The organism is Bradyrhizobium diazoefficiens (assembly GCF_016612535.1).
In the GTDB taxonomy this organism is placed as follows: domain Bacteria; phylum Pseudomonadota; class Alphaproteobacteria; order Rhizobiales; family Xanthobacteraceae; genus Bradyrhizobium; species Bradyrhizobium diazoefficiens_C.
Window position 1 is genome coordinate 382,144 of record NZ_JAENXS010000003.1, and the last position, 13,562, is coordinate 395,705.

General features: G+C 64.9%; 14 protein-coding genes. 8 read left to right on the forward strand and 6 right to left on the reverse strand.

The annotated features are described in order from the left end of the window. The first annotated feature begins 35 nt into the window (after nt 1-35). Nucleotides 36-950, forward strand: a complete 915-nt coding sequence (locus JJE66_RS32960) for a PhzF family phenazine biosynthesis protein (protein ID WP_200519919.1) — start codon at nt 36-38, stop codon at nt 948-950. A 111-nt stretch (nt 951-1,061) separates the two neighbouring features. Here JJE66_RS32960 and JJE66_RS32965 read toward each other — a convergent pair whose 3' ends face one another. Together JJE66_RS32965 and JJE66_RS32970 are read right to left on the reverse strand one after the other, a co-directional pair. Continuing rightward, the gene (locus JJE66_RS32965; protein WP_200519921.1) at nt 1,062-1,523 is read right to left on the reverse strand and encodes a DUF488 family protein; all 462 of its coding nucleotides are present in this window, start codon (nt 1,521-1,523) and stop codon (nt 1,062-1,064) included. Between the two features lie 9 nt (nt 1,524-1,532). Further along, nucleotides 1,533-2,369, reverse strand: coding sequence for a DUF72 domain-containing protein (locus JJE66_RS32970; protein WP_200519923.1), 837 nt, complete (start codon nt 2,367-2,369; stop codon nt 1,533-1,535). 110 nt (nt 2,370-2,479) lie between these two features. Here JJE66_RS32970 and JJE66_RS32975 point away from each other — a divergent pair, with 110 nt between their 5' ends. The 4 genes from JJE66_RS32975 to JJE66_RS32990 all read left to right on the forward strand — a co-directional run bounded on the left by JJE66_RS32975 (nt 2,480) and on the right by JJE66_RS32990 (nt 6,065). After that, entirely contained in the window at nt 2,480-2,860 is a 381-nt protein-coding gene (locus JJE66_RS32975) for a hypothetical protein (RefSeq protein ID WP_200520173.1), read from the forward strand. 85 nt (nt 2,861-2,945) lie between these two features. Continuing rightward, nucleotides 2,946-3,143 carry a hypothetical protein gene (locus JJE66_RS32980; RefSeq protein ID WP_200519924.1) on the forward strand — a complete coding sequence of 66 codons (198 nt, stop codon included), beginning with the start codon at nt 2,946-2,948 and terminating at the stop codon, nt 3,141-3,143. Between the two features lie 261 nt (nt 3,144-3,404). Further along, nucleotides 3,405-4,532, forward strand: coding sequence for a glycosyltransferase family 2 protein (locus JJE66_RS32985; protein WP_200519925.1), 1,128 nt, complete (start codon nt 3,405-3,407; stop codon nt 4,530-4,532). A 30-nt stretch (nt 4,533-4,562) separates the two neighbouring features. Further along, nucleotides 4,563-6,065 (forward strand): glycosyltransferase family 39 protein, encoded by a 1,503-nt coding sequence (locus tag JJE66_RS32990; protein ID WP_200519926.1) that lies wholly within the window; start codon nt 4,563-4,565, stop codon nt 6,063-6,065. Between the two features lie 4 nt (nt 6,066-6,069). Here the strand turns inward: JJE66_RS32990 and JJE66_RS32995 are convergent, their stop codons facing one another. Both JJE66_RS32995 and JJE66_RS33000 read right to left on the reverse strand, forming a co-directional pair. Next, nucleotides 6,070-7,956: a CHASE2 domain-containing protein gene (locus JJE66_RS32995; RefSeq protein ID WP_200519927.1), complete on the reverse strand. Its 1,887-nt coding sequence runs from the start codon at nt 7,954-7,956 to the stop codon at nt 6,070-6,072. Between the two features lie 77 nt (nt 7,957-8,033). Then, entirely contained in the window at nt 8,034-8,561 is a 528-nt protein-coding gene (locus JJE66_RS33000) for a FecR domain-containing protein (RefSeq protein ID WP_200519928.1), read from the reverse strand. A gap of 651 nt (nt 8,562-9,212) precedes the next feature. Here JJE66_RS33000 and JJE66_RS33005 point away from each other — a divergent pair. Continuing rightward, nucleotides 9,213-10,301: a tlde1 domain-containing protein gene (locus tag JJE66_RS33005; protein ID WP_200519929.1), complete on the forward strand. Its 1,089-nt coding sequence runs from the start codon at nt 9,213-9,215 to the stop codon at nt 10,299-10,301. 21 nt (nt 10,302-10,322) lie between these two features. Here JJE66_RS33005 and JJE66_RS33010 read toward each other — a convergent pair whose 3' ends face one another. Together JJE66_RS33010 and JJE66_RS33015 are read right to left on the reverse strand one after the other, a co-directional pair. Beyond that, nucleotides 10,323-10,949: a glutathione binding-like protein gene (locus tag JJE66_RS33010; protein ID WP_200519930.1), complete on the reverse strand. Its 627-nt coding sequence runs from the start codon at nt 10,947-10,949 to the stop codon at nt 10,323-10,325. A gap of 12 nt (nt 10,950-10,961) precedes the next feature. After that, nucleotides 10,962-11,555 (reverse strand): cysteine hydrolase family protein, encoded by a 594-nt coding sequence (locus JJE66_RS33015; RefSeq protein WP_200519931.1) that lies wholly within the window; start codon nt 11,553-11,555, stop codon nt 10,962-10,964. Nucleotides 11,556-11,682: 127 nt separating this feature from the next. Here JJE66_RS33015 and JJE66_RS33020 point away from each other — a divergent pair, with 127 nt between their 5' ends. Beyond that, a complete protein-coding gene (locus tag JJE66_RS33020; protein ID WP_200519932.1) occupies nt 11,683-12,516 on the forward strand; it encodes a LysR family transcriptional regulator in 834 nt (277 codons plus the stop codon). Nucleotides 12,517-12,642: 126 nt separating this feature from the next. Beyond that, nucleotides 12,643-13,389 (forward strand): signal peptidase I, encoded by a 747-nt coding sequence (lepB, locus tag JJE66_RS33025; RefSeq protein ID WP_200519933.1) that lies wholly within the window; start codon nt 12,643-12,645, stop codon nt 13,387-13,389. The last annotated feature ends 173 nt before the right edge of the window (nt 13,390-13,562 follow it).

Sequence of the window (13,562 nt, forward strand, 5' to 3'; positions counted from 1 at the left end):
CCGGTCAGTGGCCGCCATTCGCGTGAGGACTCGCCATGCAGCGCCGCTACATCACCGTCGACGTGTTCACCGACCGCGCCTTCGGCGGCAACCAGCTCGCCGTGGTGCTGGATGCCGGCGGCTTGTCGACCGCACAAATGCAGGCGATCGCGACCGAGTTCAACTATTCCGAGACGACCTTCGTGCTGCCGCCGCGCGACAAGGCCAACGACGCCGAGGTGCGTATCTTCACGCCGGTCAGGGAGCTGCCGTTCGCGGGCCATCCCAATGTCGGCACCGCCTTCGTGCTGGCTTCGATCGCGAAGGAGCCGAAGCCCCGCCTGCTGTTCGAAGAAAAGGCGGGGCTCGTGCCGGTCGATATCGCAAGGGAGCAGCGAAGAGTGATCAGCACCGAGCTCACCGCGCCGCAGCCGCTCTCGCGCCTCGCGCAAGTCTCTGCCGCCGACGTCGCGGCCTGCATCTCATTGACCGCGGATGACATCAAGACCGATCGCCATGCGCCGCAGGTCGTCGGCGTCGGGACGCCGTTTCTGGTCGCGGAGCTGCGTTCGCGCGATGCGCTCAAGCGGGCAAAGCCCGATGCGGACGCCTTCGGCAGGGTTCTTCCACGCGACGGCGCCTTCTCGGTGTGGTTCTATACGCGCGACGCGCCCGCGGCGGAGGCGCCGTGCGATCGGCAGGCGCGGATGTTCATGCGTGGCGCCAGCGGCCTGGTCGAAGATCCCGCCACGGGCAGCGCCACCGTTGCCGCCGCCGCGCTGTTCGCCGATCTCGATGCCTTGCGCGACGGCGAGTTGAAGCTCACGGTCGGCCAGGGTTTTGACATGGGCCGGCCCAGCATCCTCCAGACCCGCGTGCGCAAGCAGGATGGCAAGATCCTCTCCGCCCATGTCGGCGGCAGCTGCGTGCAGATGATGGAAGGGACGTTTAGGTTGGAGGGGGAGAGGTAACCCGTCATTCCGGGGCGCGCGCAGCGCGAGCCCGGAATCCGTCGCGCAGCAGAGATGGTGGAGAAATGGATTCCGGGCTCGCGACTTCGTCGCGCCCGGAATGAGGTAGACCTAAACCTGCCGCCCCGCCAGATTCCTCACCGCCACCCCATCGCGCTCCTCAATGATCTCCGCGATCATCTGGCGGTGGCAGTGCGTGTGGTCGCGCTCGTAGCAGAGTAGGCAGACGGGGCCGGCCTTCTTCACCAGTGCGGAGAGCTCGTCCATCGCTTCCTTGGCCTCAGGTGCCTTCAGGTGCTTTGAGAAAATCTTCTCCAGCAATTCGTACTGGCCGCTACGCGCCGCAAGCCGTCCCTCTTTCGGCGTGCCGAGGGCTGCGAGATGGACATAGGCGATGCCGCGTTCGTCGAGGCCTGCGGCAAGCTGCTTCTTCGAAAAGCCCGGCCGCCGCGACGACGTCACCGCGCGCACGTCGACCACGAGCTTGACGCCGGCCTGCTCAAGTTCGTCCAGCACGGCCTTGGGTGGCGTCTGCTCATAGCCGATGGTGAAGAGCTTTTTCGTCCTGGCCATGAAGGATCCTCAGCTCACCCGCGCAATCAGTTCCATGGCGCCATGAGGTGCGCGCACCTTGCCCTCATGGATGACGTAAGCGAACACGTCGCGCGGCTCCTTCTTTGGCTTCGCCTTGTCGACCTTCGGAAGGTCGTCGGGTTCACCGCCGTCGGCCCAGGCCTGGAAGCGTTCGGCCCAGGCGTCGAGCTGCTTCGGCGGGTAGCAAGTCTTGATCTCGTCATTGCCTTTCTGAAGCCGGGCATAGACGAAATCGCCGGCGACGTCGGCGATCGCCGGATATTTGCCGTGCTCGGCGAACACGACAGGCGTCTCGAATTCGCGGATCAGCGCGATGAAGTCCGCCGTGCAGAAACTGTCGTGCCGGACTTCCACCACGTGGCGCAGGGCGCGGCCCTCGAGCTTGCGCGGCAGCAGCTCCAGGAACTTGCCGAAATCGGCGCCGTCGAATTTCTTGGTCGGTGCGAACTGCCACAGCATGGGGCCGAGATGATCGCCAAGTTCCAGCACGCCGGAATCATAGAAGCGCTTGATGGAATCGCCGGCCTCGGCCAGCACGCGGCGATTGGTGGCAAAGCGCGGCCCCTTCACCGAGAACACAAAACCCTCCGGCACTTCGCCGGCCCATTTGCGAAAGCTCTCCGGCTTCTGTGAGCCGTAATAGGTGCCGTTGATCTCGATCGAGGTCAGCTTCGAGGCCGCGTAGGACAGCTCCTTCGCCTGCGTCAGCTTCTCCGGATAGAACACGCCGCGCCAGGGCTCGAAGGTCCAGCCGCCGATGCCGATGAAGATGTTGCCGGATTTTTTGGATGCGGTTTTTGCTTTGGCCACGGAGGGATCTCGCATCGACGGGAAGGGGAGGCCTGCATCCTATTCAAACCAGAAGTGATTGGCCAGTTGTCGCATCCCGTCTAAGCTCACGCCGAAATCTGCGCAAAAAGGAGAACAAGATGCGGATGCGGATGCTGATGGTGGGAGCGGCGCTCGTGATGATGACATCTGCTGCCATGACCCTTGCAGCCATGGCGGATGACGACGGCACGAAAGGCGCACAGAAGCTCGCCATGCAGGGCCGCGACGATTACTGGCACTGCCTGGCGCGGGAATATTCGCGCGACTCTAATCAGGGCCTGTCCGAGCAGGCGTTCGGCCGCTCGGTCGCAGGGGCCTGCCCCTCGGAGCGGCAGTATTACCGGGTGGCACTGCTCGACTATCTCACCTCGCAATATCCGAACATCGATTCCGGCGCCCATCTCGCGACCGCGAACAGGGCGGTGGAGTCGGCGCAGAAGGACATCGTGACCGCCTTCGCCAAGCACAGGCCGCCGCAGAAGTAGGGCCAACCGTTGGGTCCGGCGGCCCTTCCGGCCGTGCGTTCATCCATGGTATGACTGGGCTCATCTGGAACAGGAACGGGCTGGCATGTCGTCTGAGTCGGTAGGTGGCATTTGTGGCGCGATCGTCGCGGCAATCGTGCTTGCGGTCGCCGTCGTCTTCGGGCCGATCGGACAGTACGGCAAGCCGCCTAAGCCGGCCAAGGTCGAACAGGCGCCCGCCGCCATGGCCCCCGTGGCACCGGCGCCGCGGGGCCCGGTGATCCGGGAAGTCCCGAATCAGTAATGACCTGAAAAAGATGCTTTTCGCGCTCTTGCAAAGCGGGTTTGCCATTCCTATCTAGGCTTCAACGGCGACGTTGAGCGGAAAAACTCCGGCGCTGGGACGACCTTTGGAATTGCTTGGGCTTGCGCCGGATGTACGCGCGGTCCGCCGTTCCGGGGTCGTTGGCATTTTAGGGCCCCTTTTGGGCCGTTTCTCAGAAAAACCCCGACTTATAGGGCAAGAACTTGGCATCGCAGGACGCGGCGGATATACGCTGCCGTCATGAATGTAGCGATCAGATCGGGCCCCGACGACCAGGCTCACGAAGGGCCGGAACTGTCGGTCATCGTCCCGACCTTCAACGAACGCGATAACGTCACGGTACTGTACCGGCGGCTGGAGGCGACGCTCGCCAACGTCGCCTGGGAGGTCGTGTTCGTCGACGACAATTCGCCCGACGGCACCTCGGACGTGGTGCGGGCGCTGGCGCAGCAGGACAGCCGCGTGCGCTGCATCCGGCGCATCGGCCGCCGCGGCCTGTCGGGCGCCTGCATCGAGGGCATCCTGGCTTCGAGCGCGCCTTACGCGGCCGTGATCGATGCCGACCTCCAGCACGACGAGACGCAGCTGCCGAAAATGCTGTTGCTGCTCGCAAGCGATCAGGCCGACCTCGTCGTCGGCAGCCGCTACATCGAGGGCTACAAGAGCGAAGGCTTCAACAAGCAGCGCGCCGGCGCCAGCGCGCTGGCGACCGAGGTTGCCAAGAAGATGCTGCGGGTCGAGATCGCCGATCCCATGAGCGGCTTCTTCATGGTCCGCCGCGACCGCTTCGAGCAATTGGCGCCAAAACTCTCGGTGCACGGCTTCAAGATCCTGCTCGATCTCGTCGCCAGTGCCAATGGCGGCTTGCGCGCCGCCGAAATTCCCTACACGTTCGGCGAGCGCCAGCATGGCGAGAGCAAGCTCGATTCCATGGTCGCGCTGGATTTCCTCGGGCTGGTGCTGGCCAAGTTCACCAACGACGCTGTCTCGCTGCGCTTCGTCCTGTTCGCGATGGTCGGCGGCATCGGCCTCGTGGTGCATCTCACCACGCTGTTCATCGGGCTCGAGCTGCTCAAGGCGCCGTTCGCGGAGGCGCAGGCCGCCGGCGCCATTGTCGCCATGACCAGCAACTTCATCCTCAACAACTTCCTCACCTATCGCGATCAGCGGTTGAAGGGCTTCGCGATCCTGCGTGGCCTGATCATGTTCTACATCGTGTGCAGCGTCGGCCTGCTCGCCAATGTCGGGGTCGCCTTCTCGGTCTACGACCAGGAGCCGATCTGGTGGCTGGCCGGTGCGGCCGGTGCGCTGATGGGCGTGGTGTGGAATTACGCGATGTCCGGACTGTTCGTCTGGCGCAAGAAATAGTGCGCCAAGGAAACAGCCAAGGAAGCTTGTATGGGCGGGGCTGACGCGCGGATCGTCCGCAATACGGCGCTGGTCATTCTTGCGCTGGTCGGCTTACGGCTGGTCGCGGCCGCCTTCACGCCGATCACCTTCGACGAAGCCTATTACTGGATGTGGTCGAAGAGCCTGGCGGGCGGCTATTACGACCACCCGCCGATGGTTGCTTATGTGATCCGCGCCGGCACCATGATCGCCGGCGACACGGAGCTCGGCGTCCGCCTGGTCTCGATCCTGCTCGCTCTGCCCATGAGCTACGCGATCTATCGCTCGGCCGCGATCCTGTTCGGCGGCGCGCGGGTGGCGGCGACCAGCGCCATCCTGCTCAACGTGACGATGATGGCTTCGGTCGGCACGCTGATCGTGACGCCGGATGCGCCGTTGCTCGTTGCCTCCAGCTTCGTGCTGTTCTTCCTGGCAAAAGTGCTGGAGACCGGTCGCGGTGCCTGGTGGCTTGCGGTCGGCGCCGCCGTCGGCGCGGCCCTGCTGTCGAAATACACCGCGATGTTCTTTGGTGCCGCGATCCTGATCTGGCTCGCTGCGGTGCCAAAGCTCAGGCGCTGGTTTCTCTCGCCCTGGCCCTATCTCGGCGGCCTCGTTGCCCTCGCGCTATTCTCTCCGGTGATCCTCTGGAATGCGGATCATCATTGGGTCTCGTTCGCAAAGCAGCTCGGGCGCGCCAAGATCGGGGATTTTCGCCCAGTCTTCATTGCCGAGCTGGTCCCGACCCAGATCGCGTTTGCGACCCCGCTGGTCTTCATTCTCGGTGCGATGGGGCTGCATGCACTGACCTGGCGCAGGGCCGGCGCGCTGGCCTCGCGCGCGTTGATCGAAACGCTGTTCTGGACCATCGTCGCCTACTTCGTCTGGCACTCGCTGCATGCCCGCGTCGAGGCCAACTGGTTCGCGCCGGTCTATCCCCCCTTCGTCGTCGCCGCCGCTGCCGCTGTCACCCTCGTGCAGTGGAAGCCGCGTGCGCGACGCCTGGTCGATTTTTGCCTGCGCTGGGCCGCACCCACCGGCATCGCGATGTTTGCCGCCCTGATCCTGCAGGCCAATACGGGTTGGCTATCCGGCTATCGCCGCGATGCGACCGTGCGCAGCGTCGGCGTCGGCTGGCGCGAGCTCGCGGCTGGCATCGAAGCCGCGCGCGTTCGCAACGGTGCGACCTGTGTGCTCACGCCAGATTACGGCACCACGGGCTGGCTCGCCTTCTATCTGCCGCGCGGCACCTGCGTGGTGCAGCAGAACCAGCGTATCCGCTGGGTCAACATGCCCGAACCAGATCCAAAACTGCTCGCGGGCAAGCTGATCTACGTCGACGAGCTGCGCGGCGACGGCCATCCCTTCCTCAACGATCTCTTCACGCAGGTGACGCGTGTTGCCGAGCTGCCGCGCAAGCGCGGGCCGCTCGTGGTCGAAACTTACGGCGTCGATTTGCTGGAAGGCGCCAAGGGCGACGTTCTGGACCGCTCGCCGCCACCCGAAGCGCAGTAGCGCCTCACTCGATCATCTCGACCTTAGCTGTATCCCGGCTCGGCCGGTTCTGGTCGCGCCAGAACCAGACGGTAACGACACCGGAGCGGCCGCGGACCTGCGTGTGCAGCGGGCCCGACAGGACGCCGTCGGGCGCACCGTGGAAGTCGGCGGCGTCCAGCAGCGTGTCGGTCAGCGCGAGCCGCGCATCGTTCTGGGCGGCGACCTCCATCAGCCGGCTCGCCAGATTGACGGTGTCGCCGTTTGCCGTGATGTGCTGGTGGCTCTCGCCGAGACGGGAGGCGACGATCGGGCCGAAATGCGCCCCGATCTTGAACCCGAGTTGACCGCCGATCGCGGGTGGCAACGACGCGATCCAGCGCTCGACGCCGCGATGCAGGTTGATCGCACATTTCAGCGCGCGCGCCGCGTCATCCGGCATCGCACGCGGCAGGCCGAACAGGATCATGGCGCCGTCGCCGAGAAAGCTGGTGATCATGCCGCCGCAATCGACCGCGGCCTTGTCGATCAACGCGTGGAACGCCTTCAGGATGTCCTGGAGTTCGTCAGGATCGATCCGTTGGCTCAGCGCGGTGAAATCGGAAAGATCGATGAAGACGATGGCCGCGTCCTGCCGGACCGGCTTCGCCAGGAAATCGGGATCGCGTGCCAGCCACTCCTGCACCGCTGGCGCCTGGAATTGCGCCAGCGACCGGCTCTTGGCGGCGAGATATTGCGTGCGGCGGCCTCCCGCCCACAACTGCACGCCGGCAAACACCGCGACTGGCGGCACCGCGGCCGCAAGCGTGGTCGCGGCATCGAGCCAGATGCCGTGCGTGAACGCAAAAAGATTGAGCCCGGCCCAGGCGATCATCAGCGCCGCCGCCGCGACGAGCCCGAGCGTGCTCCGCCGCCAGGCGAGCAGGCCCACCAGCAGCATTGGCAGCAGGATCGCGGCAAGTGCGTCGGCGATGTGAACCTTGCGGTCGCGCACGATGCTGTCGCCGGCGACGAGATGCGTGATCGCGGTCGAGACCACCTCGACGCCGGGCATCAGGGAATCGAACGGCGTCGGATAGAAGTCGCCGCCGCCGGCAACCGCGGCGCCGATCACGACGATGCGGTTCTCGATCGCGGCACGATTGAGCGTGCCGTCGAAGATGCTTTGCGCGCTCACGGTACGGATGGTCCGGCGAGGGCCGTAATAGGTGATCGGCAGCGCGAAATCGGTGTCGGTCGGTACCGCGCGATCGCCGAGCAGGAGATGGTCCGGCGCGATCGTCAGTGGCTTGTCCAGTGCACGCGCGGCGACCCGCAACGGGAATGACAGCTCGACCTTGTCGCGGGTCCGGAACAGCATCGGCACCGAGAGCGGCGAGCCCGACTGTCCCGTCGCGACGTTGACGATTCCGACCTCGGCGTGGTCGGCGAAAGCCGGCAATGGCAGCAGGAAGCGCTCGGCCTGCGGCAAGACGGCGAGGGGGCCGTCGCTGCCCGGCGCCACGACCTCGCTGGCGGAGGGGAAGATCGCCGCAGCGGCAAGGACCATCGGGCCGGTGGCGAGCGTGTTCGCCAGCGTGGCATCGCCAATCGCGGCGCTGCGGTCGACCAGCAGCAGGTCGATCGCGACGATCTTCGGCTTGAACTGCACGATGGTGTCGACGACGCGGGCGAGATCAGCGCGCGGCAGCGGATAGGTTCCACCGCGCTTCACCACGGTGTCGTCGATCGCGACGATGGTGACGAGATCGGGTGGAGCTTGCACGCCGCGGACCTGCGTTCGCCAATCCGTCAGCGTCGCCTCGAGCCTATCGAGAAAGCGCAGATGACCGTTGGCGTGGCCCGCATAGATGCCCGCGCCCCACAGCGCGGCGAGGACAAGTGCCACCAGAATTTGAACGCGTCTCTTCATTCCGTCGTACTGCAATCTTTTTTCGCTGTCGGGGCCTGCTTGAGCAGGTCGCGTTGACCGAGCTTATTGGCCGAGTCTTATTGACCCAGTCTTGCCATCAGCGCATCGACGCGTGGCTGACCCCATGTCTTGACGGTCAGTGGAACGGTCGCTTCCACGTCGACGCCTTCGCCGGCTCCCAGCACAACGCCACGTCCACGCGCCGCTCTGCGGGTCACGCCGACGCGGCCGTTGGCGACAAACACGGAGGTTTTGGCCTCGGCGACATCGACCGCCCATTTGGTGCCGCGCACGGCGGCGATGGCTTGCGGCGTCAGCACCTTGAAGGGATTGCCGCCGGGCTTTTTGGGCACTTCGACCAGCAGCGCTTTGCTGCTCAACTCCACGGAGTCAATATGTCCGTCGCGGTTGGCGTCGTTTAGTTCAAATCGGGCGCCGCTTTCGGCAACGATCGTGATGCCGTTGTCGCAGCGCCAGGTCTGCGTCCCTGCGGCCGACGGCGACGCCGTGCAGCCCGCCTTGGCGGCGGGCTGCGCAGTCGCAGATCCGATCAACAAAATTGGCCACGCCAGGGCCCAAAGCCCTGCGCGCAAAAACCCTCTCATGCCAGCCTCCATTTGCGTGCTCGGCACAGTTCAAGGCGATGTTGATACGGCACTGTATCACACGCAGAGGCTGCCGAAGAGTGCCGCTGTTGCAGCTATTTTCTCGATGCGGCCATTTCCAGTCCGGCGCGATCGACTTTCGGTCACGGCGCCGTGGCGCGCGAGCGCTCTGTGCGCGATGTGTGATGTGTATGCTGCCGCTCTGCTGACATCGGCAGTTGACCGCACCAGCCTCGCGCAATTTTTCCCCGCTATCTTCCGGACATTGATGACCACGAAAACGACTTGGTTGGTGAGTTTAGAGAGTCGACCGGAGAGGTCCGTTGACCGTGCCGAACCGGCGAAGAATTATGGTTAACAGTCGTGCCTAAGTCCGTAATTCTGCGGGCCTTTCTCGAAATGGCACAGCGTTAACGAGTTGCCCTAGATCCGCCCGAACTTAATCCGCATTTAACTAAAAGGCGCCTTAATGCCGCTCCGACCCTCTGCGAGATGCTGTTCCCGGAACGTGACCAGCGGCACTTCGAAGGGGGACTGAGTGACACCGTCCTGGACGCAAGGCGAATGAGTACGAGTATCGCTGCGCAAAGTTACGCGGCATGGAAGCCCAAGAATCCTTCTGAACATATTCATCGGAAGTCTTCCCGGAACATGACTGCCCAAAACGTGCTTGGCGCCGCCATGATCGGCTGCGTCGCGCTTGCCGGCTGGACCGTCTACAACAACATCTTCGCCGCCAGCGTCTATCCGACCGTTGGCAGCTCCGGCTACGACGAGCCCGTGATCAAGCGCGCACCCAAGGTCGCGTTGCGCGAAGCGGGTGAGGCCATCCGGGAAACGTTCGCACTGCTGCCCGACCGGCTGCAGGTGGCTGCCCCGATATCGCGCGAGATGTTCAACGAGCGCTTTGCCGCGGCTGCGACGCAGGGCGTCGACTCGAACGCGGCGAGCGCTGCGCCCGCGACCAAGGTCGCCGAGGCCAAGGAGAGTGGCAAGGAAGCCGCGAAACCGACCGTCGTCGCCAAGGTCGCGGAAGTGCTGAAGAGCCCGGCCAAGGTCGTCGAGAAGATCGCCGACGCCGCCAAGAGCAAGCGCACTGACGCGCCGGTGCAGCTCGCTTCGGCCGATCCGGCCCAGATCGTGCCGGCGCCCGAGGCGAAGCCGAAATCCTTTGCCGATCGCGCCAAGGCCGCGGTGATGTCGATCACCGGTCCGCGCCAGTCGATGGTGGAAAAACTCTGGGGCAAGCGCGAGCCGTCCGGCGGGCTGCTCGCCTATGCCTCGGCCGATGCCAGCGTGACCGCGAGCATTGCACCGAAGGAACAGAACCCGATGCTCGGCGGCTCGCCGCCCTATGACCGCTCGACCGCGGTCTACGACATAACCGCGAAGACCGTGTATCTGCCCGATGGCACCAGGCTCGAGGCGCATTCCGGCCTCGGCTCCAACCTCGACGATCCGCGCTCCTCGCGCGTCCGCATGCGCGGCGTGACCCCGCCGCACATTTACGAGCTGAAGCCGCGCGAAGCGCTGTTCCACGGCGTGCCGGCGCTGCGCCTGACCCCGATCGGCGGCGAGAATGCGATCTACGGCCGCGACGGCCTGCTCGCGCACACCTTCATGCTCGGGCCGAACGGCGATTCCAACGGCTGCGTGTCGTTCAAGGATTATTACGCGTTCCTCGACGCCTATCGCAACAAGGGCATCCGCAAGCTCGCGGTGCTGGCGCGGGTCGACTGATCCGGGAGCATGCTCGCGTAGTCAGGGCGTGACCGTCTTGCGCAGCGCCATCTCGATTGCAATTGCTTCGCCCACGGCAGGCCGCGCCTGCATGCGCGCGAGATAGGCGACCAGAGATGGATGGCGGTCGATCTCGACGCGGGCATAGCGAAGCAGAAGCAGCGCCCAGGTCAGCTGCGCATCCGCGACCGTGAAGCCGTTGCCGACGAGATGGTCGCGGCCCTTCAGATGGTCGGCTGCGAACGCCACGCTCGCCTCGATCCGATCGCGCGCGGCCTTCGGCGCATCCTCCTTGTACCAGAAGGTCGGGAACAGGAATCCCTTGTGAATCTCGGTGCCGACGAAGCTCAGCCATTCCTGTAGCCGGTACCGATCCGTATCGCCAGGTGGCGGCGCAAGGCCGCTCTCCGGCCTGAGATCGGCGATGTATTGCAGCACCGCGGCGTTCTCCGTCAGCCGCTCGCCATTCTCCAGGATCAGCACCGGCACTGCGCCTTTCGGCGAGATGGCGCGAAAATCCGCATCGTCCTCGACGCGTTTCTTGGTCAAGAGATGCACCAGATGATAGCGCGCCTCGATACCGGTTTCCATCAGCGCGATCCGGCTCGCGAGCGAGCAGGCCATCGGCGAGAAATAGAGTTGCAGCACCGCAGTTCTCCGTTATTTCAGTGCATCACCGCGCGCGATGATCGCGAAGCGGTCGGATAGTTCGGCGAGTGCAACCTCGTGGATGGTCCGGGCGTCCAGCGTACCGCCGCGGCCGTCGGGCAGGTCGCGCGTGGCGCAGCAATCGGCGTCGATCGTCGTGCGAAAGCCGAGGTCGAGGGCGGCGCGCGCCGTGGAGGAGACGCACATATGCGTCATGAAGCCGGCCAGCACGATGTTCTTCCTGTCGGTTGCGGCAAGGCGCGCCTGCAAATCGGTGCCGGCAAATGCGTTCGGCAGCTCCTTCTCGATCACCAACTCGCCGGCACGGGGCGCGAGCTCGGCGACGATGGCGCCGCGCTCAGCGTCGCGGTCGAACAGGCCGCCTACCTTGCCGCGGTGGGCGATATGGATGATCACGGCTCCGCTCTCGCGCGCACGTGCCAACAGCGCGGCCGCCCGCGCGATCGCAGGTCTCGCGTCGGGCAAAGCGAGAGGGCCTGCGAGATATTCGTTCTGGATGTCGATCAGCACCAGCGCGGCGTCGCCGAGACGCGGCGGGTTGAGATCGGCACCGGCGAGCTGCAGCAGGGTCTTTGCGGTCGTCATGGTCTGGAATTCTCCGGGGGAAAAGGCCCGACAAACATAGCTGCGGGAATGCCTGCCGATATGCAGGGATATTGCAGCGGGCGGCTGCGATATTGCAGGCTGCTTTCGGTCGATATAGTCTGAAGCCATGAACTGGGACGATCTACGCATCATCGCTGCCGTCAGGGACGAGGGCACCTACGCCGGCGCCAGCGCGCGCCTGCGCATCGACGAGACCACGGTCGGGCGCAGGCTGTCGCGCATCGAGCGTGCGCTCGGTTTGCGTCTGTTCGAGGCCGCCGACGGCGTCCGCAAGCCGACGCGGAGTTGCGAGGCGGTGCTGGCGCATGTCGAGGCGATGGCCGCACATGCCGCGGAGATCGGTCGCGTCGGTGAGAGCCACGCCGGTCCGGTGGGACGCGTGCGCGTCGCCTCCACCAACACGGTCGCCGAGGAGGTGCTGTCGCCGCGCGCGAGCGACTTCCTGCGCGCCAATCCCGGCCTGACGCTGCAATTCCTCACCTCGAGCGAGAACGTGAAGTTCTCGCGCTGGGAGGCCGATCTCGCCATCCGCCTGCGCAAACCCGACAAGGGTGACTTCGCGATCTCGAAGCTCGGTGAGGTCAAGCTCTATTATTTCGAGCCTGTTACGACCGGGGGCGAGCCGATGCTGTGCGCCTATCCGGACGAACTCGGGACCATTCCCGAGACGCAATTCCTGCGCACCAAGCAAGCCCGCGCGCGCTGCGTCACCGACAACGTGCGCGTCATCCGTAATTTGATCCGCGCGCATCAGGCCGCCGGCGTGTTGCCGGAGTATAGTTGCGCGGATCTGCTCGGCGATCGCCGCCTGCGCGCCACACTGCTACAGAGGCGGCGCGACATCTGGCTGCTCGTGCAAAATCATCTCAAACGCGACGCCGCGACCCGCGTGACCATCGACTGGGTCCGCCACTGCTTTCGGGATCTGGCGCAGAGTTGATCGCCGGCGGCCGGCTACTTTGAACGTACCCCGACAGCCGGTCGACCAAATCAGGCAAGCCTGGGATTGCGCACGCCCACAGGTTGCGCAATCCTGTGGCCATAAGAATCTCGGGCAGGGCAGACGATGACCACTCTTGAGAACACCGTTCGGCCGAAGGCCAAATCCAGCGAACGGAAAGCGATCGTCATCCTGATCCTGCTCGTGCCCGTGCTGTGGTCGCCAGCCTTCCTGTTTCGCATCTTCCTGTATCAGCCGTTCAATATCCCGTCGGGTTCGATGACTCCGACGCTGGTCGTCGGTGACTACGTCTTGGCCGCTAAATATGCCTATGGGTACGGCCGCTATTCGTTTCCCTTCGCGCCGTCATTTATCTCGGGTCGTTTCCACGCCGCCGATCCCGCCTACGGCGACGTCGTCATATTCCGGACGCCGAAGGACACTGCGGTCGATTATGTGAAGCGCGTGGTCGGACTGCCCGGCGATCGCATCCAGATGCGGCAGGGGCAGCTCTTGCTCAACGACAAGCCGGTGACGCGCCTCGCGCTGAAGGAGGTGGCCGCCGGCTCGGTCTGCGGCGGCGAGGTCGGCGCCAAGGTCAAGCGCTGGCGCGAGACGATGCCGAACGGCGCGAGCTACGTCACCTACGACTGCGTCGACAACGGCTATGCCGACAATACGGAAATGTACACCGTGCCATCAGGACATTTCTTCGCGATGGGCGACAACCGCGACAACTCGACCGACAGCCGCTTCAAGTCGGCGATGGGCTTCGTCCCGCTGGACAATCTGGTCGGCAAGGTGACGCGGATCTACTGGTCGCTCGACTCCAGAGGCGAGCTGCGGCCGGAGCGGATGGGGAAGGTCTGGTAGCCGGTCATTCCGGGGCGCGCAAAGCGCCGAGTTTGTAGCCCGGATGGAGCGCAGTGCAATCCGGGGTTCGCGCCGCGGATGCAGTGGCCCCGGATTGCGCTGTGCTCCATCCGGGCTACAGGCAAACAAAAACCCCGGCATCGCTGCCGGGGTTTCGTAGTCTTTGAGGTCGC

Coding starts and splice junctions, on each gene's coding strand:
- JJE66_RS32960 (WP_200519919.1), top strand. CDS start 36: ATGCAGCGCCGCTACATCACCGTCGACGTGTTCACCGACCGCGCCTTC.
- JJE66_RS32965 (WP_200519921.1), bottom strand. CDS start 1,523: ATGGCCAGGACGAAAAAGCTCTTCACCATCGGCTATGAGCAGACGCCA.
- JJE66_RS32970 (WP_200519923.1), bottom strand. CDS start 2,369: ATGCGAGATCCCTCCGTGGCCAAAGCAAAAACCGCATCCAAAAAATCC.
- JJE66_RS32975 (WP_200520173.1), top strand. CDS start 2,480: ATGCGGATGCTGATGGTGGGAGCGGCGCTCGTGATGATGACATCTGCT.
- JJE66_RS32980 (WP_200519924.1), top strand. CDS start 2,946: ATGTCGTCTGAGTCGGTAGGTGGCATTTGTGGCGCGATCGTCGCGGCA.
- JJE66_RS32985 (WP_200519925.1), top strand. CDS start 3,405: ATGAATGTAGCGATCAGATCGGGCCCCGACGACCAGGCTCACGAAGGG.
- JJE66_RS32990 (WP_200519926.1), top strand. CDS start 4,563: ATGGGCGGGGCTGACGCGCGGATCGTCCGCAATACGGCGCTGGTCATT.
- JJE66_RS32995 (WP_200519927.1), bottom strand. CDS start 7,956: ATGAAGAGACGCGTTCAAATTCTGGTGGCACTTGTCCTCGCCGCGCTG.
- JJE66_RS33000 (WP_200519928.1), bottom strand. CDS start 8,561: ATGAGAGGGTTTTTGCGCGCAGGGCTTTGGGCCCTGGCGTGGCCAATT.
- JJE66_RS33005 (WP_200519929.1), top strand. CDS start 9,213: ATGACTGCCCAAAACGTGCTTGGCGCCGCCATGATCGGCTGCGTCGCG.
- JJE66_RS33015 (WP_200519931.1), bottom strand. CDS start 11,555: ATGACGACCGCAAAGACCCTGCTGCAGCTCGCCGGTGCCGATCTCAAC.
- JJE66_RS33020 (WP_200519932.1), top strand. CDS start 11,683: ATGAACTGGGACGATCTACGCATCATCGCTGCCGTCAGGGACGAGGGC.
- lepB (WP_200519933.1), top strand. CDS start 12,643: ATGACCACTCTTGAGAACACCGTTCGGCCGAAGGCCAAATCCAGCGAA.